Annotated in this window: 18 protein-coding genes; 10 read left to right on the top strand and 8 right to left on the bottom strand. The window is 43.9% G+C overall.

Going from position 1 to position 17,789, the window contains the following annotated elements; all coding sequences use genetic code 11:
- The first annotated feature begins 76 nt into the window (after positions 1-76).
- From abc-f to MHH89_RS27495, 6 genes are all read left to right on the top strand, one after another.
- Entirely contained in the window at positions 77-1,927 is a 1,851-nt protein-coding gene (abc-f, locus tag MHH89_RS27470; protein ID WP_341088591.1) for a ribosomal protection-like ABC-F family protein, read from the top strand.
- A gap of 147 nt (positions 1,928-2,074) precedes the next feature.
- Positions 2,075-2,374, top strand: coding sequence for a hypothetical protein (locus MHH89_RS27475; protein WP_341088592.1), 300 nt, complete (start codon positions 2,075-2,077; stop codon positions 2,372-2,374).
- A gap of 4 nt (positions 2,375-2,378) precedes the next feature.
- On the top strand, positions 2,379-2,906 hold the full coding sequence (locus tag MHH89_RS27480) for a hypothetical protein (protein ID WP_076129554.1): 528 nt from the start codon (positions 2,379-2,381) through the stop codon (positions 2,904-2,906).
- Between the two features lie 35 nt (positions 2,907-2,941).
- Positions 2,942-3,481: an RDD family protein gene (locus MHH89_RS27485; protein WP_341088593.1), complete on the top strand. Its 540-nt coding sequence runs from the start codon at positions 2,942-2,944 to the stop codon at positions 3,479-3,481.
- Positions 3,482-3,598: 117 nt separating this feature from the next.
- Complete coding sequence (locus tag MHH89_RS27490; RefSeq protein ID WP_076129552.1) at positions 3,599-4,033, top strand: MarR family winged helix-turn-helix transcriptional regulator; 435 nt, start codon at positions 3,599-3,601, stop codon at positions 4,031-4,033.
- 46 nt (positions 4,034-4,079) lie between these two features.
- Positions 4,080-4,889, top strand: coding sequence for an SDR family NAD(P)-dependent oxidoreductase (locus MHH89_RS27495; RefSeq protein ID WP_076129551.1), 810 nt, complete (start codon positions 4,080-4,082; stop codon positions 4,887-4,889).
- Positions 4,890-4,966: 77 nt separating this feature from the next.
- On the opposite strand, the gene MHH89_RS27500 is transcribed toward MHH89_RS27495, so the two are convergent.
- The 3 genes from MHH89_RS27500 to MHH89_RS27510 are packed head-to-tail and all read right to left on the bottom strand — an operon-like array spanning position 4,967 to position 8,110.
- Positions 4,967-7,258 carry a carboxypeptidase-like regulatory domain-containing protein gene (locus tag MHH89_RS27500; RefSeq protein WP_341088594.1) on the bottom strand — a complete coding sequence of 764 codons (2,292 nt, stop codon included), beginning with the start codon at positions 7,256-7,258 and terminating at the stop codon, positions 4,967-4,969.
- A complete protein-coding gene (locus MHH89_RS27505; protein ID WP_341088595.1) occupies positions 7,248-7,586 on the bottom strand; it encodes a hypothetical protein in 339 nt (112 codons plus the stop codon). The genes MHH89_RS27500 and MHH89_RS27505 overlap by 11 nt, the downstream gene beginning before the upstream one ends.
- Positions 7,583-8,110: an RNA polymerase sigma factor gene (locus MHH89_RS27510; RefSeq protein ID WP_340977339.1), complete on the bottom strand. Its 528-nt coding sequence runs from the start codon at positions 8,108-8,110 to the stop codon at positions 7,583-7,585. The genes MHH89_RS27505 and MHH89_RS27510 overlap by 4 nt, the downstream gene beginning before the upstream one ends.
- Positions 8,111-8,663: 553 nt before the next feature.
- Between MHH89_RS27510 and MHH89_RS27515 the strand changes: the two genes are divergently transcribed.
- From MHH89_RS27515 to MHH89_RS27530, 4 genes are all read left to right on the top strand, one after another.
- Positions 8,664-9,368 carry a YjgB family protein gene (locus MHH89_RS27515; protein ID WP_341088596.1) on the top strand — a complete coding sequence of 235 codons (705 nt, stop codon included), beginning with the start codon at positions 8,664-8,666 and terminating at the stop codon, positions 9,366-9,368.
- Between the two features lie 148 nt (positions 9,369-9,516).
- On the top strand, positions 9,517-10,668 hold the full coding sequence (locus MHH89_RS27520) for a winged helix-turn-helix domain-containing protein (RefSeq protein WP_076220633.1): 1,152 nt from the start codon (positions 9,517-9,519) through the stop codon (positions 10,666-10,668).
- Positions 10,669-10,742: 74 nt separating this feature from the next.
- The gene (locus tag MHH89_RS27525; protein ID WP_340977335.1) at positions 10,743-12,044 is read left to right on the top strand and encodes an MFS transporter; all 1,302 of its coding nucleotides are present in this window, start codon (positions 10,743-10,745) and stop codon (positions 12,042-12,044) included.
- Positions 12,045-12,608: 564 nt separating this feature from the next.
- Positions 12,609-13,175 (top strand): histidine phosphatase family protein, encoded by a 567-nt coding sequence (locus MHH89_RS27530; RefSeq protein WP_076221148.1) that lies wholly within the window; start codon positions 12,609-12,611, stop codon positions 13,173-13,175.
- An 819-nt stretch (positions 13,176-13,994) separates the two neighbouring features.
- On the opposite strand, the gene MHH89_RS27535 is transcribed toward MHH89_RS27530, so the two are convergent.
- The 5 genes from MHH89_RS27535 to MHH89_RS27555 all read right to left on the bottom strand — a co-directional run bounded on the left by MHH89_RS27535 (position 13,995) and on the right by MHH89_RS27555 (position 17,573).
- On the bottom strand, positions 13,995-14,777 hold the full coding sequence (locus MHH89_RS27535; RefSeq protein WP_341088598.1) for a TatD family hydrolase: 783 nt from the start codon (positions 14,775-14,777) through the stop codon (positions 13,995-13,997).
- Positions 14,774-15,907, bottom strand: a complete 1,134-nt coding sequence (locus MHH89_RS27540) for a copper amine oxidase N-terminal domain-containing protein (RefSeq protein WP_339189898.1) — start codon at positions 15,905-15,907, stop codon at positions 14,774-14,776. The genes MHH89_RS27535 and MHH89_RS27540 overlap by 4 nt, the downstream gene beginning before the upstream one ends.
- Positions 15,908-16,010: 103 nt before the next feature.
- Entirely contained in the window at positions 16,011-16,322 is a 312-nt protein-coding gene (locus tag MHH89_RS27545; protein WP_341088600.1) for a hypothetical protein, read from the bottom strand.
- 12 nt (positions 16,323-16,334) lie between these two features.
- Positions 16,335-16,982 (bottom strand): hypothetical protein, encoded by a 648-nt coding sequence (locus MHH89_RS27550; RefSeq protein ID WP_341088602.1) that lies wholly within the window; start codon positions 16,980-16,982, stop codon positions 16,335-16,337.
- Between the two features lie 171 nt (positions 16,983-17,153).
- A complete protein-coding gene (locus MHH89_RS27555; protein WP_076219269.1) occupies positions 17,154-17,573 on the bottom strand; it encodes a MarR family winged helix-turn-helix transcriptional regulator in 420 nt (139 codons plus the stop codon).
- Positions 17,574-17,789 lie beyond the last annotated feature (216 nt).

Consider the following 17,789-nt stretch of genomic DNA (forward strand, 5'->3'; position numbering starts at 1 on the left):
TCCCCCTTCATACGCTATTCGACCGCAGACCGTTGGCTGCGGTTTTTTATTTGCAATGAAATCGGAGGAATGAAAGATGACTATAATTAAAGTGAAGAATTTACGTAAGGAATGGAATGGGATCCCTTTATTTAAGGAGGTATCCTTTGAGATAGCAGAGGGAGAGCGCGTGCTTTTATTCGGACGAAACGGGATTGGCAAAACCACACTGCTTAAGGGGCTGATCGGTCGGCTTACTTTTGAAGAGGGAAGTATCTATCATGGTTTACCATCTGAAGAATGGGGTGTGCTCGATCAACAGCTTGAGGTACCGGGGGAAGTAACCGCATTGGACTACGTTCTTTCAGGGTCAGCACAGCTGCCTGAATTAAAACGCCAGCTCGAAGCCCTCAGTCAGAGACTGCAGGAGCAGAATGCTGATAACGAAACTGAATTGGCTGAATATACAGAGGTGTACGATCGTTACTTGCAGCTCGATGGATATGGCTGGGAGGTCAAAGCGGAAAAAAGTCTAAAGCAGCTCAAGCTTGAACATGCAGTCTGGGATTTGCCATACGCCTCACTTAGTGGAGGGCAAAAGACACGGGTGCAATTGGCAGCTTTATTAGCCCGGCAGCCCAAGCTATTGATTCTGGATGAACCGACCAATCACATAGATGGAGAAACGATGGAGTGGTTGGAGCATTGGGTGTGCAACTACCCTGGAACCGTGTTTTATGTATCGCATGATCGTACATTTATCGATCGAACTGCGACGTCTGTGCTGGAGCTTAGTCCGGAGGGATGCCGGCGTTATTCGGGTGGATATACACAATACCGGGAGCAGAAGACTATAGAGCTGAGAACATTGGAGGGACAATATAAAAAGCAGGAGCAAGAAAAGGAGAAGCTGCTGGAGAGCATTAGGCGGTATGCAGAATGGTTCCAGCAAGCGCATCGTGCTGCCGGACAAAATGATTTTCTGCGTTCGAAATCCAAGAAAAATGTGTCTCGTTTCCATGCCAAGGAAGCTGCGCTGGAACGGTTAAATAAAAACCGTGTAGAATTGCCCCATGAGACTGGCAAGCTGAAGATGAAGCTGGAAAGCGAAGAGTTTCTGGCAGATTCTTTACTGACACTCCGTGAGATAGAGTTTGCCTATCAGGGGAGTGCGCCTTTTCTTAGGGATTTCAGTTTGTCGCTAAACCGGGGAGACCGACTGTCTATTCTGGGTCCTAATGGTGTTGGAAAGTCTACGCTGCTGAAATTGATTGCAGGGATCAATAAGCCTACAAAAGGTGAAGTGCGGCTGCATCCACGGACGACAATCGGTTATTTTGCACAAGAGCTAGATAACTTAGAAATGAACTCTACGATTCTGGATAGCTTGCTTGAACTGCCGGGAATGACCCAGACGGAGGCGCGGACGATTCTGGGTTGCTTTTTATTTACGCGGGACGATGTATTTAAACGGATTGGGGATTTGAGTCTGGGGGAGAAATGCCGTGTGGCTTTCCTCAAGTTGTATTTTGGAAAAGCAAATCTATTGGTCTTAGATGAACCCACTAATTATCTGGACATTGATACTAGGGAACGAGTAGAAGAGGCACTTATGGTGTATCCCGGCGGGTTAGTAATGGTCTCGCATGACCGTTATCTTCACTCTAAAGTGGCTAATCGCTTGGTGATATTAGAGCCGTCTCAGGCACCAAAGTTTTTTCAAGGAACGTATGCTGAATACTTCGCAAAAGACAGAACCCGTCTGCTTACTGGTATAGAACAGGCTCGGGAGGATGACCTTGCCCTCCTGCAGCTGCGTCTGAATCAGCTGATTCAGAGTAGCAGTGTGGATTCTGAGGCGAAGAATGCAGCGCTAGTGGCGGAAATCGTTAATTTGCAGCGACAAATACAGGAACTAAGGGGCGAGGGGAAACCCGCATCCTCCTAAGCTGATAAAAAACACAACCTTGCTCAGGATAAATTTATCTTGGGCAGGTTGTGTTTTTAGGTAGGAGTCGTAAGGTGTAAGGTGTATAATTTGGAGGAATGTGGATTTTTTTAGCGATAAAGAAACCTTGAGAGGATGATTGCAGAATTGCTGAAATTGGGCTCTTTTATATTGGAATTACTTCGCTTGTGTATATTGCTTGTGCTGACTTTGTTAGTTTTGGGTTGGGCAGAAAGATTGATTTATCAATTGATATTTGGTCAGCCCGTGTATAACTGGAGTATGGGACTCGGGAATTTATTGTTATTTTTTATGCTGTACCGGAATCATTTTCAGTTTAAGGGCTGGTATAAATCAGAGAAAAATAAAAAGCTAACGCTCCTCACCACAAGAATAATCACCGTAATTTCTATAGGACTAATAATCCTGCCGATAGGGCTAGGCTGAGCTTATGAAGATTAGAATCATTGGAGCTTGCGGCAGCGGCAAATCCTATATCGCCCGGGAGTTATCTAGAAAATACGGTGTAGAGTATTACGAGACTGACAACTTGGTATGGGACAGAAGTGCCGAGAATTTGCGCTTTTCAGTTGAAGCAAGGGATGCTCAGTTGGAGGAAATCCTTGATAAACCCTCATGGATTCTGGAAGGCGCACATTACAAATGGGGACAAGAGAGTTTTAAAGCTGCTGACTTAATCGTTATTTTGAATCCTAATAAAGTGATCAGGGATTTGAGAGTGTTTACAAGGTTTATAAAAACAAGACTGGGTTTAGAGCAAGCGAATTACAAGCAGTCATTTAAGAATCTGTATGTGATGATTTTTGAATGGAACCGTGGATATGATCATGAGGCCGCACATAGGATTATAGAGTTAACGGATACTCTGTCTGATAAACGGGTAATTGTGAAAAATAACAAAGAGCTGGAGTCCATTATCCAAGAGCATCTGAGGAAGGGATTGTTAAATAGGGATTGAGCGACAAAGTAAATGATAGAGAGAGGAGTGCTTACATGGATAACATTCTACCCGAGCATTTGGATCAGGAGAATTTTATAGGCTTTTGGAAAAGAGTGCTGGCTTCCATTCTTGATTTCTTGGTCATTGGAATACCTGGGGTTATCGTATACTTGATACTCAATTCATTAGCTGTTTCATTACACTCGGAGATACCTATTATCCTGGAGTACATTTTGTTTATCGCATTTGATATCTTTATGATCGTTAGATTTGGCGGAACTCCAGGGAAGCTGATTTTAAAAATAAAAATTGTCAATGAGCAAGGGAATTACCCTACAGTGAAGGAAGCTCTGATTCGAAATGTTTTCCGAATGATTAGTATGATTCTTTCAATGGTAATTGTGGTCAGCAGCTATGACTTTACCGTTATTTCCGCCAAATTATCCTTATGGTCGGATTTGGCTTTTGACCTCACTCAAGTCCTGGGTCCAATCATGCTGGTGGATTACTTGTTGGTTGGATTACATCGCCGTAAACGTGCGATTCACGATTTGCTGGCTGGCACTTATGTTGTTGAGAAATCCGCAATTTGAAGAATGCTTTTCACCAAGCATTCTTTTTTTTAATATTAGATATTTTACTATTAAATATTTTAGTGTTAAAATACTTCTATAAGCAGCCGATCATCATGAATGCCAAAGGAGAACCTCTTGGAAAATCCAGATATTTTTAAGCTAATACATGCAGTTGAATTATTTACGAATGAAGTTATTGTCCGATGGATGAACGCATTTGATCACAATATTGGGATATCTCCAGTTCTAGTCTTGGGCGAATTGAATAAAAAAGGCCCCTTGAAGCAGACTATTTTGGCTAAGAGACTAGGATATACGCCGGGAGCAATGACTAACATTGCTAATCGACTAATTAAGCAGGAGATGGCCGAGCGAAAATATAACGAAGATGATCGACGGAATGTACTTCTATCTATCACGGACAAAGGAAAAGACGTTTTGAAGGAAGCACAGCTTAAGGGACAGGAGCTAAGAGCTGAAATGTTCCAAAAGCTCAATGAGGAGGAACTGCAGCAATTCTTGAAAATCTATGAGAAGTTGTTAACGAGCTTTGATAGCTCTGAAACATAAACCAAGTCATCTTAGAAGCACAATAACATTATAAAGGGGTATGAACATGGGAAGAGTTCAAGGTAAAGTTGCATTAGTAACTGGAGGCGCTTCAGGTATTGGCTTATCAGCTGCCACTCTATTAGCTAGAGAAGGAGCAAAGGTTGTTATTGCCGATTTTAATGTGGAAGCAGCCAAAGAAGCAGCATCTAAGATTAAAAATGAAGGCGGAGAAGCTGAAGGTCTTTTCTTAGATGCCTCCCAAGCGGATTCGATCAAGGAAGCTGTTGACTTCACAGTTGCTCAGTATGGCACCATCACAATATTGTTTAATAATGTAGGTCTAACTAATCTGCAAAAAGACCTTGATGTGGTCAATATAGATTTGGAAGAGTGGGATCGCCTGATGAACGTAAATACCAAAAGTGTTCTGTTAGGCAGCCGGTTTGCTATTCCTCATATGATTAAAGCGGGCGGAGGCTCGATCATTAACACAGCTTCGATGTCAGCATTCGCAGGGGATTCATTGCGTACTGCTTATGGCTCCTCTAAGGCAGCTGTTGTGAACCTTACTCGTTACATCGCTACACAATATGGTAAAGACAAAATCCGTTGTAACGGGGTGGCACCAGGGCTGATCCTAACACCTGCCGCTGCAAGAAATATGCCGCCAGCGGTATTGGATATTTTCCAAAAATTCAACGCGCTTCCTTATCACGGTGAAGCTGATGATATCGGCAATACGGTTTTGTTCCTGGCATCGGATGAATCCAAATTCATCACAGGCCAAACGATTGAAGTAGAGGGTGGCCACTATATGTCTAACCCAAGTATCACGGATTTCCAGAATTATATGATGGAAGCTAAATCTAAATAAAAGACTACGCGTAATTAAAAATCCGGTCCATGCTCGAATTTGTCGAGCGGGACCGGATTTTTGTTTATTTTAATGAATTAGCGTACCTCTAAAACCTCCTGCATAAAGGTCTTCAGAGCAGAGGGTTTGGCACTTGCAATCCATTGCTTCAGCACATCCGTCTGACCGTTCACGTACCATTCAAGCTTCTCTTTTAACTCTTGGTCAAAGACTTTAGGTTGATTCTTTTGTTCCGCTAACAGTTGTTTAATCATTCGTGGCCAGCGATACCCACTATGACCAAAGCTGAGTTCAGGATAACGCTCAGCAAGTGTCATTACCGAAGAGAGTGATTCACCAGCGTATAATTCTGCCGCCAAAAAGCTGCCAATAAAACGATGGCTATCATCATACTTTAGGGCGATCGCGAATTGTTTACGAGCTTCTTCCAGCTTCCCTTGTTGCATGAGTGCTGTGGCGTTAATAGAAAGTACATAACCGTTAGTATTAGGTCGGTTTAGTTCGTTGTAGTAGGAATAATATTCGTTATACGACTTCCAGTCCGCATGGTCAAAATAGTACTGCGATAATGTGAAGGCGTAATTAGTAGAAGGCTGTAGTTGTATTAGCTTTTCGAGTAAAGGAATCGCCTTATCTTCTAATGTTGTATCCTTTGTGAGGGATGATTTTGCCAGCATCAACTTTACTAGCATGTGCAGGGCATGAACATCCTGTGGGTCATCGGCAATATTTTTTTGGTACATTTCTAGTGCCTGATCCGTTTTTTTATCCAGTAGTAGTTGGTCAGCCGTAGTAAGCTCTCTTTCCTTGAGATAAAAGAACGGCATATTGCCGACGGTGTCTTCGTTCAATCTGTAGCCATTACTGCGGGTAATCAGGCGTCCATCTGCATCTAAGGCTTCAATATTCCAAGAAAAGCGCACTTCGGGATTCATAAATCCGAGAAGGGAGAGGGGATCAATAGATTCCCAGCCATCTCCACTGCTGCCATAGGAAAAACCGCCGCCATCGTAAAGTTCTTCTACAGGAATGGAGATATGGTTATCTACAATACGATCCCGAATTTGTACGCCCAACACGGCCCCCTCCCCGCCACCGCTTAAACGATAGTAAGCTGCACCTTCAACAGCTTTCCAGCGGAAATCTATGGTCTTGCCTGTTAGGGTTTCCTGATTAATGGGAGACTGCAGCTCAAGCAGAGGTTGTAGAACTATGCTCTCATTCAACCTGTCATCTGGTTTAACTTCAATCCAATCGTCATATTGTACTGGCCAAGTCCAGCCGTCGATCTGATCATAGCCAAGTCCAAGCTGTAACTGATAAAAGCCCGGAATCACACCGTGAAATTCGAAACGTCCTTCAGTATCTGTGACGATTCGGTAGGGTTCAGCAGAAGTGATGCTATGGTTAACTTCGCTTTCAGCGCGGAGAAAAATACCAGCCCGCGGAACTGGGGTGCCATCGCTTCTTGTAAGGGTACCAGAGACGACAGCAGTTGAAGTATTTCCCATATCTATAGCAGACTGAATTGCGGTTCGAAGCGATTCCAGCTGTCTTTCAGTATCCGATGTCCCAGCTTCTGGTGCTGCTGCTGATCCTGTATTGTCTCTGGAGCCTTCGTTCGAACTGCTGGTGGCAGCGTTCATTTGTTTATGAATATCCTGCCAGAATTTTTTGTAGCTCTCCAAGCCATCGTTTACTACGGCAAGTGCTTCCTGTGCTTTGCCTTTTGTAAAGAGTAAACGCCCGGTAAGCCATGCTTTTTGTGCGTTTAGCTCTTCCTGAGACTCGGATGGAAAGGGGGTTTGTTCAAGAATTGTTTCAGCGGTTGTTATATCGCCACTATTTAGGGCCCGCTCCGCTCGAAGGAGCTCCAGCTGTTTAGCTACAGAGGAGCTGCTGTTTAACGGTTTCGCTGCGGTGATTAGCGCTTGATCTCCATCTTCCTTTCGGCCAAGAGCATCATATTCATAAGCTAACTGCTTAGCCGCAAATATACGTGTATTATCCGAAGGCCCCTCAAGGATATATTCCTCAAGTAAAGGTACTATGTCCTCCGGTAATAAACCGGAACGCTGGGTTTCATCATTACTCCACTGGCTCATCGAAGGACTGACATTAACGTCATATCTGTAGGGATCATAGCTGTGATCCTTATCAAGGATGTTTGTGCGGATTAGCTCCATACGTTTACTCCCGGTTGTGGATGCCAGCTTTTGCAGAAGATCAGTTCTAGCTATGTTAGATTGAATAGCTGTGCTCTGATCTATCTGCCTCTGTGAAGGTAAGAAGTTAAACAGAAGAATAAGCAGGGAGGCAGGGAGCAACACGAATAACACCAGATGTTTGATTTTTATCTTAATTCTCATGTTTTTTCACCGCCTGCTCGTAGATATCCTTCCAATACGTATTGCCTCCAGCTTCGATTAGTTCTCGGTTTACACGTTGCGGGGTATTTTGTTGTGGCTGCTGTTTAATCTCTGGCTGATGCAGGGTCAGCGAAACGATTAGAATTATGGCACCGATCGCACCTATAGGTTTGACAGGGATCTCAATTTCTTTATTCCACAGCGCCAATAAACGGGCTCCAAAGGTTGGAGGGTGAGTCTGCTTAATGACCCGGTCGTGTCCAGTGAACTGGAGGTTCTTTAATTCTTCATCCAGCTGCTTTTTGACCACATCGCGTTCTGTATTCATAAGAAATGTCCCTCCTTCACCAAAATCTTTTTTAAGAGCGTCCGGCCTCTGGCGAGTCTGGATTTGATCGTATTTTCAGAAGTATTTAATTGCTCGGAAATTTCCCGGATATTCATTTCATGAAAGTAATATAAAGTCAGACATTCCCGGTATAGATAATCAAGATTTCTCATGGACTCGGCGAGCCTGACATTATGCCATTCCACCATAAAAAGCTCTTCCGCTCCGGCTGTGAAGTCAGCATCTTCGTTAGTTTGCAGCTCTGACCCTCCCGCCGGGAAAATATTACGCCAGCTCCAAGTCCGTTGCCTCATGCGACAGCGATTGACCACTATCCGTATCAGCCATGCCTTCAGCCGGTCCGGCTCCTGTAACTGACTCATTTTGGCATAAGCTTGAATAAAAGTATCTTGTACCGCTTCTTCGGCACTTTGTCTATCTTTGAGCAGTAAAGAAGCGGTTCGCAGCAGCATATCTCCATATTCGTCCATTAACAGGCGGAGAGCTGACTCATCTTTTGCCACAATTCTCTCTATAATATTCAGATGCAGCTCCCCTCCCTTTACTAATAAGATGCGGCTTGGAGGATTAAGGTTGCGTTTGAATGGAAAATTCTTCAACAAATGTCGCGATTACAGTTCGTGTACTCAGAAGGACGCAGGAACGCCGGATATGGGTTTACTGTTGGAATCTATTGCACAGAATGCAATGGATTGCTTTTTAAGCAGGATGATCTCCTTTCTATTGTACGTTCTGCAATGAAACCTTCGAGGCAGGGAATGACGTCTAAGGTCATATGGTTCATTAGTTTATGAGCTTATGAGTTCACGAGTTTATAGTTAAATGGAGTTATGTGGAGATTTTAAAAGAGAAACTTACTTGAGTTAGGTGTCGAAAAAAAGGGTTTTATGTAGAAAAATAGAGTGTGTATGAATTTATATTTGTAGATATGGGTAAAAGAGGGTTAGCCAGAAAAATTGCCGCTATCCTGCAACTATTTGATTTTCACCTCGTCTGTATGTTCAGTTTCATTTTTTGCAAGTCGACTTTAAGGTAATCCACTAAGGAGATGACATCATGTCAGTACAGATAAAATTAATAGCAGGCTCTATTCTACTCACAGGAATGATTGGGCTTGCTGGATGCAGTTCGAACAATGAGGCGGGGAATTCAGAATCCCAGGCAACGGCGCCAACAGAAACGGCTGTAACAGCAACCTCTGAGCCGGAAGTGAGCCCAGCAAGCACCCCAGCAGCAACTGCACCAGAAACTGCACCAGAAACTGCACCAGCAGCGACTTCCTCCCCTACGGAGACTGATAAAGATTCAACCAGCTCAAATTCACAAAATAGCGACAAACAGCTTAAAGAGTTACTCGAGCTTGCCAAAAAAGGGAAGGTGCCTGGTGTAAAATATGCCGCTCATACCGGACTCATTGATGAGGTCGAAGCGGATTGGGGCAAACCTGATCAACAGGAGTCAGCGGGAAAAGGTATTTATGCAACCTATACTGACAAACATGTCGTGTTTGGATTTAATAAAGGAAGTTTAATCTTCGATGTTCGTTCAAGTGATTCCGCGCTGCAAAAGCTGACGCTGAAGCAAATTGAGGCAACACTCGGTAAGCCTGACGATACCAAAGTGAACGGAGAGGATAAGATTTACACCTATCAAGCCAATGACCAATACCAGCTGAAATTTATTATTCCAAGCTCGACCGGTACAGTAGATCACATATCCGTATTTAGTGAACAGGATTCTTTTAACAATATGGCTGGGTAAGTGGCATGGGTTAGAAGAGGAGAGAGCAATCATGCAGAGGAATCTGTGGGTTGCTCTTTTTGTATGTTCTTTTTTGAGGTGGAGTAGGCCTTGGACGGACTGTTATAATGAAACCAATGAGCGGGTTCGGGGAAAGTGAGGTTCTATCATGCAGCTGGAATTAAATGAAAGTGAATATAAAGTGACCGCAGAAGGGATAACGATAGAATTATTCCCAAAAGAATTTACGCTTTTTCAGTTCTTGTACAAAAATAGAGGGCGTACATTCAGTCGAGAACAACTATTGGATAAAGTATGGCCGCTTGAATATCCGGTAGAGCGAACGGTAGATGATCATATTTATCGGCTTCGTAAAAAGCTAGGCAAGCTTCAAGACTTAGATATTAAGACTGTTCGGGGATTTGGTTATAGTCTGACTATGCAGGAGCCCTCAGCTGCTATGGCCAATCCGACTACATATGACTTAGAGATGCAAAAGACGATGCGGGAAGTATTCAAGAAATATCACCTATATGGCCAAGGTCGCTCGATGTTAATCCTCGCACGCCAACAGGATGTTTTGGGGTATGCGATGGATCCGTTTTATTCGATCTATATTCATTTTGTACAGGGAGATTTGGATTGGCTGCTGAACACAACCGAGGTGGGGATAGAGGAACGGTTTTATTCCTTATTAATCTGTTATGTTCTATTGGGTGATCCTAAGAAAAAACTAGAGTTCTGCGAGTTAGTCCTTGAGAAAAAGATTCTTTTGCCGCCTCAGCATCGAGAAGTGGAGATCCTTAATATTCTGGATTTGTACATACTGGCTGGGCAACCGGAAAAAGCATTGGAACGACTAAAGCTAACATATGAAGTGATCAAAGAGCCGGGGTATGAGAGTTTCATTCCTATTACGGCGACCTCAGAAATGCTTGCACACTTGTGGATGGGAACAGAAGATCACGTAATAGAACGGATGGCAACAGACATTGAAGCGCTTTTGCTGGAGAAACCTTATTTGCGTGAGATCGGCAGTTATAAAGTTGCAAGGGGCTTGTGGTTTCTGCGGCGCCAGTCTTGGCGTGAAGCCGAGCAACTGTTGGATGAGGCACTTCAGGTGCTTGAGATGTCAGGGTTCGTGCCGATGCGGATATATGCATTATACCGAATTGTTCACTATTGTAACCAATTTCCACCCAAGCCAGCTTTGTATCGCAAATATGTGAATTTATTTGAACGAGAGAAGGAAGAGCGGGGGTTCCATCGGTTAGAACAATCCTTGGATACCGTGCTTACGAACCTTGTGACCGCCCCCTGATAATTTTCTGACAATTCTCCATTACATTAAGGTCATGCTAATAAGTTCTTAATTGTAATTTGGAGGAATGTTTAATGAATGCTTCAACACAAGCAGGCACGAGCCTGCTTAAGAACAAGGTGTATATGCGTGTGTACAGCGCATTTGCGACAGCGACCTTTGGGGATTGGTTTGACGCCTTGGCGATTCAGGTACTCGTAGGGTACCGCTGGCAGGCCAGCCCGCTAATGCTGGCTTTGATTCCGGTCTCCATAGCTTTGCCGGGGATTTTGCTGGGCTCGTTCGCAGGGGTAGTGGCTGACCGACTGAACAAGCTGAAGCTGATGCGAATGTGTGATCTGCTTACGGCATTGTTAACCGTATTCGTATTATTTGCTCCCAGTATGGTGTGGTTGCTCCCGTTATTGATGTTGCGTGCTGCCATTTCTACGTTAAACGTGCCTGCTCAGCAGTCGATGACCCGTAGTATGGTTAGAGAAGACCAGCTGCTCCAAGCTACCTCGCTTAATGGGCTTGTAAATCAAGGCTCGAAAATCGCAGGACCTTTACTGGGCGGCTTCGCGTTGTCTGTTCTTACGCCTCAGTGGTGTATATTGATCAATGCTTGTCTCAGAGGCTGCTCTTATTTGCTCTTACTTACCGTTAAAAACAGTGAGGCAGGACAAGTCAGCTCAGAAGGTAAAGGTGATCAAGAGGAGCGTGTTGCTCTACGCACGATGTGGAAGGAAGGCTGGAGCTTTATGCTGCGCAGCAGACTGCTTCTAAACAGCATGCTGTTTGGTTTAGTTGGTGCGTTGGCCATTCAGATGATCGATTTCCAGTTCACTAGTCTATTCAGAATTATTGCACCTTCTGAGGAATCTATGCTGGGCTGGCTTGTTGCGGCAACAGGCGTGGGGGCTGTATTCATGATCATGGTCCTGAACAAATTGAACAGGGGAACAGGCTACGGCTGGAAGCTGGGTACGGGTTACGCGCTTATTGGTATATCGGTCGGAGGGCTGGGCCTGCTTCAGCCGGGAGTCTCCATCCTTACTGTATTGCTGCTAGGATTTTTATTGGGTCTCGGGAATGGAATGTTTATGATCACCTTCAATTATTGTCTGCAAAAAGAAACACCCCCGCACATGACAGGGCGTGTGTTCGGTATTCAGAGTACCATTCTTAGCGGAGTTATGATTGGCGCGCCACTCCTTGGCGGAGTGATGGTGCAGGTTGCTGGGCCTAGCCGTATCTTTTTGAATTTTGGCATCGTAATCGCTCTGATTGGTGTGCTGGGCATCGCATTCGGGCGCGTGCTGTGGCCCGCGCAGAAAGAGAAGAGCGATAGCTCTGCGGAGAAGGCTAGGACGGTTGAGGTGATGGAGGGTAGCTAGCAGGTAGCACGCTAGTCTAGCTAGCGTGACTTCCTAGCCGATCGCTTGCGGGACTAGAAAGTTTGAGTGGGAGAGAGAAACTAGCGTGACTTTCTAGCATTTAGTTGCAGAATGTGCAGTTAAATTCTCTTTCAGCGATCGAACTGGGATTTAGTTGTACTTTGTGCAGTTATTATTTGATTTTCTCCCTTTTAGTCTAGGAAAGATGATTTTTAGTTGCACAGAGTACACTTATTTGCTCAGGAGGCCTCTTTTACCGCTTAATAGTTGTATATAGTGCAATTAATAGTCTCCTTAGTCATAGTCGCCTTAATATGTGACTTCTCAGTGAGCGATTTCTCAATAAGTGATATCTCAATAAGTGACTTCTCAATAAGTATCTCCTTAATAAGTGACCTCTCAATCAGTTATTACTTTGTGATCTAAAGCAACTGCTGCACGAAACGTTATAAGTTACAATATTACCTAGCCCGATAGGACAGTTTCTCGTCCATAAGGGCTTTTTTAGTGTGTAGAGGAGATTGGTTAGAACATTAGAATTTGTAGAGGTAAAGGAGGGAAAGGATGGCTACTTTTATTTATATGGTGAGGCACGGTGAGTCGCCCAAACTGCCCGGAGGAACTGAAAGGACTCGCGGACTAACCGCGAAGGGGGAGGCAGATGCCCGCAAGATAACGGAAAAATTACGTCTGGAAGGAATTCAAGTCTTCTATTCAAGTCCATACCTTCGGGCTATACATACGATTTCTGGATTGGCGCAGGAGTTAGGAGCAGAGATTCAAAGTGTTGAAGACCTGCGGGAGATCCATTTCTCGGACGGAAGTACGATTATGACTGATCAGGAACTGTATCCATTACTGGCAAAAATGTTTGAAGATCCGGATTTTGTCCCAGTTGGTGGGGAATCCATTCATGCGTGTCAGAAGCGTTCAGTTAGTGTACTGGCAGAAATTCTGAGTAATCACAGCGGTCAAAAGGTTGCTATTGGAACTCACGGGGCAGTCATGACGCTTATGATGAACTATTTTGATGCCAAATATGATCTGAATTTTTTACTTCAAACCACAAAGCCAGATATTTATAAAATGGAGTTCGCAGGCGGAACGTTAGTGGGTGTGGAGCGGTTATGATTATTGGGGGCTGCCAACAAGCGGCCCGAGCATCATCAACCTGAGACTTACGGACCCAGATGACATTATTCACAGATTATTAGCCTTTGGAGCATGGTTTCGGACTCCAGCGTCGTTATACCTTAAAAAGAACACCTTATTGGGTATTTTTTATACCAATAGCGACTCTGGGGTCCGTTCTCATCCCAAAAGTGGGGAATTGCTGCATATAAGGTCAGCGGTGTCCGATAGCGGCTTCACACGCGTAAATATGCACGTGTAATTGCGTACAGATAAATAGATACACGTAAATAAGCGCGTAAACTACGTGCACGTAAATACTACAGATAAATAAGTACGCGTAAACTACGTACACGTAACTATGTACAGGTAAATAAGCACGCATAAATGCGTACAGGTATAAGTACGTGTAAATACGTTTGTGTAAATGCGTACAGGTATAAGTACGTGTAAATACGTTCGTGAAAATACGTGCAGGTATAAGTACGTGTAAATACGTTTGTGTAAATGCGTACAGGTATAAGTACGTGTAAATACGCTTGTGTAAATACGTGCATGTATAAGTACACGTAAACTACGTACACGTAAATGCATACGCAAAAATATGTACGCGAAAATATTACCGAATCAAACGAAAATTGGTAAGGGGATCTGGATTAAGTAAGGTCGGCTTGTGACCAGTACTTCCACTATGAAAAATACGGATTCACAAGCTAAGTTGTGTTTATTCATAATGTTGGTCTGGCGTTAGGCTAGGCTAGCTAAGGCCCTGACTTTCCTCTACTCCTAGAATAGACCTATCAACAAGCTATAGAGCATCTACAAGCTATAAAATCGCTTAGTATTCGCAGTCAATAACTCTTCCGCTTCACCGGGAGTGTAACCATGGAGCGCTCCCCAAGCAGCGGCGACTTCACGAATCATAGACGGATGGGTGACTTTCCCTGCAAAAGGTCCTTCGAACGGCCAAGGACCATCGGTTTCAGCCATGACTAGCTCTGGGGGATAACGGCGGGCAAGCGCCTGTATCTCTGGCTCATACAGGATATCCGGGGTGAAAGAGATATAGTAGCCGTTCTTCATCATGCGGGCAATGGCTTCTTCCGGACCTTTGAACCAGTGGAAGTGGGCATGCTGTATGTTATGTTTCTCCAGGAGATCACAAGCAATAAGCGCATCTTCATAGACAGCATGCAGCACCACAGGTTTATTGAGATGGGAAGCTAACCCAAGCAACTGATCCAGCAGCTCAATATAGGGCTCCATATCAAAGGTTTCGCCACGTTCTAAGGCTTCAGCACGCGAATAGTAAGGTAGCCCGATTTCCCCCACAGCAATATAATCCTCACTAGATTGACTCTCGATCCATTTCAGTAGAGCAGCCAGCTCAGCATCCTGCGGCAAGGGTTGCTCTGGATGAAAGCCATAAGCTGGACGGACCACGCCGGGATTTATGGCTGCAAGTCTTTGGGTGCGTATACAAGAGTCCAAGTTCATAGAGACAGCGATAAGGGCTTTAACTCCCATGTCAGGCAGTTCACTCAGTATCTGTTCGGCAACTTCAGGTTCATATTGCTCTAAATGTATATGGGCATCAATCATAACTGTTCACCCTCCACGTAAGAAGCTAATTCCTCATGAACCTCAAAGCGAATAGAGTCGGGTTCCATTCCATCTTTTCCCGGTTTGTAGGCAAAAGTTAGTGTGCCAATACTCTCCAGAAATCCAATATAAACATTTGTTTCCGCCTTCAGCTTGCCCTCTTCCACTATGTAGTGAGTAACAGCACCAATGCCGGCTTCTTCGCCTAGATTGCCATCCTCAGCACGATCTGGATATCGCAAAGTCACCATGGATGGAGTTGAGCCTTTAACTTGAATTTGAATCAGGGCGTCCCCTTTTTCATTAGAAATTTTTGACGTAACCAATGCGGAGGCAGCTTTATCTGCAGAAGGGACAGTGACTTCTTCCCACTGGTTAGGCTTAATCACGTGAAGCTCTTGCATGGACATGCCCGTACCTGTTCCGAGCCACAGAATGACAACGATTTCTTCCTGCCCATCCTGATCGACGTCGGCATAATGAATCTCAGGAGGGTAACTTAGGAGTCTGGGTGCTTCCCAATCAAATGTATGCTTGTTACCGTTCACCTCTACAACAAATCCCTCATAGGTACCGCCATCTTTAAGGGCAGCATACAGCTTCACTTGGTCATTTTCTGTAGCAATAGCAAGAGGTTCGCTGGGTGTTCTGACGGTAGTACTAACATCCCCTGATGTTATTAATACTTCAGTTTCAGCTGCATTCAGCTGCGCAGTGGCACCAGACAGAGAGTTTAAGGAATCGGCTGGAATATATAAAATACCGTTTCGTAGAATAGCTGGTCCTTCAAGTGAGGTTTGATATCCGTCAGCTTGCATATACTCATTGTCCGGCGTCAGAACATAACTGCTGCTTCCGTCAGAGATGGTTAAGGTCTTTAAGTTATTATCCCATTTTTGTTCTGAGGTGTAGTATTCCATTAATACTTTTGCAGGTACATAGACCTTATCATCTAGGAAAAAAGGGGAGAGGGTAGGAAGAACGGCTTCGCCGTCGACGATTAGTTTCAGTGGTGCTGAAGTAGCTTGTGTTTGGTTAATAGCCATTGTTGTATCCATATCTATGGTTGCCGATGCTCCGCATCCGGCCAAAAAGAGCGTGATAGCTCCGATAGCGATGATTTTATTCATAATTACCTCCAGGATAAAGTCCAGTCCCCTTAAGTATAGAATAAAACAGCGCGTTGTAGGTCACTTTCTATTAACAAAGAGAATACAAGCTTGTTACAGTTCGCTAGTTTTTAATAAAATGCAGGCATCCACGCAATAAACGACGAGTGTAATAGAAAGAAATGAACAAAAGTAAGGAGAGGCAGAGGCCGATTGGAAGGCTGAGAATGTTCGGTAAATCATAATCTGGAAAGGCATTTAGTCCTATTCCTTGGATGCCAACAATACCTAGTACACCACCGATAGGTGCAATGATTGCACAGACAACACTCCCCGCGGCCCAGACACTAAGGATTGGTACACAGAATAAGATGATGGCTCCTTTGGCGATGTTTTTGAGCACAGTGGCTCCTGACAAATGAGTGCTTTTTTTCATGTAAACTCTCCTTTATGGGTTTAAAAATACAGTTCGGTCAACTTGCGACTTAAGATCCACCGTAAGACTTTTGCTATAGCGGATTTCCCCAATGGTACAACCCGGTCCGACGATGATTTCTTCACCGCACACAAGGTCAGCTGTCGTCCGGTATAACGTTATGTTAGTTCCTTCAATTGTTGTGCAGGTAAGTTTTCGAAAAGGGTGCATCAGCGCATTAATCAACTTGGAAGAGGGTTTAACGATAATGTTACCGCCAGCTCTCATAACCTCGACAGTGCTTCTATTGCCTAAACGGATCTCAATCGATGAATCTGCAGTTAGTCTGTTTATCTTCACGGCACCTTCAGCATAAAAAGTCCCAGCTGCAGCATTTTCTGCTACGGACATGTATCCAGAAGAGCGGAGATTATCTGCTTGGATATTTTGAACGCGCAGACTCCCTAGATTGTTTACCTGATTGGCCTTACAATTCCCCCCAATTGTACAGTCACCAGATACTTTGAGTTTAGAAGTCGAGACGCTCCCTTTGGTACTTAAGTGGCCAAACACATCAACCGTGACCGTATTAATATTCTCTCGAACAAACTGCGAACCTCTTACCTTCAAGGGTGGATCGATCATGTCAGTACGTTCATAAGTATTGTTATTATTGGACATTTACAGTACCGTCCTTTGAAATATATTTTAATGATTAAAATATATATTTATTATAATATATAGTCAATATAATAATTTGGGAGTTAAAGCTAAATAAACACTGCCGTCAGTTTCCTGACAGACAGTGTTTATAGAAAATAGTATAGCTGATAAGGAGCAAAATGAAGGCTGTTAGTGCATCATTTGTTCCATCAATTTATTTATTTGTTCTAAAGTTCCGGAGATTTTATTCAGATCAGGGGTAGGAAATGCTTCAAATATTGTATGGATACGCTGATCACCTTGTTCTGTAAGGACAATATTGACAACTCTGCGGTCTTCTTTAGTCCGCACCCGTTCAATAAGTCCAGCTTCCTCAAGCTTATCGCACATAGAAGAAGCGGCTCCGGGTGTAACCACGAAGCGTTCAGAGATGTCAGTAATGTTCAAGCTTCCGGTAAGCCGGAGTTGAAACAGCAGCATGATCTGATTGTGAGTCAGGGTTTCCTTTTTAGTGATCATATCAATGAAAAACTGGGATTTCTGCTGCACATTTGCCATAGATTCCATGACCTTATGGATAGCATTTTGTTTCTCTTCCTTTATGCTCATAACATTGCCTCGCTCCAATTTACTTTAATTACTAAAATATATAGAAGCTATAATAAGCTTGTCAAGTTTCCGGGTTACTGTAGCTTGGTTAGAAAGACTGAAATTAGCGGCGCTGGAACTCTTCTTTTTTTATATCTTGTAATGAAATTGGAAATGTATCGTATTAACTGATGATTTTACTTAGCTAAGTGAAAATTTGGTGGGAAAGGAGAGTTA

It is taken from the genome of Paenibacillus sp. FSL H7-0323, assembly GCF_038002725.1.
Lineage (GTDB): Bacteria > Bacillota > Bacilli > Paenibacillales > Paenibacillaceae > Paenibacillus_AQ > Paenibacillus_AQ odorifer.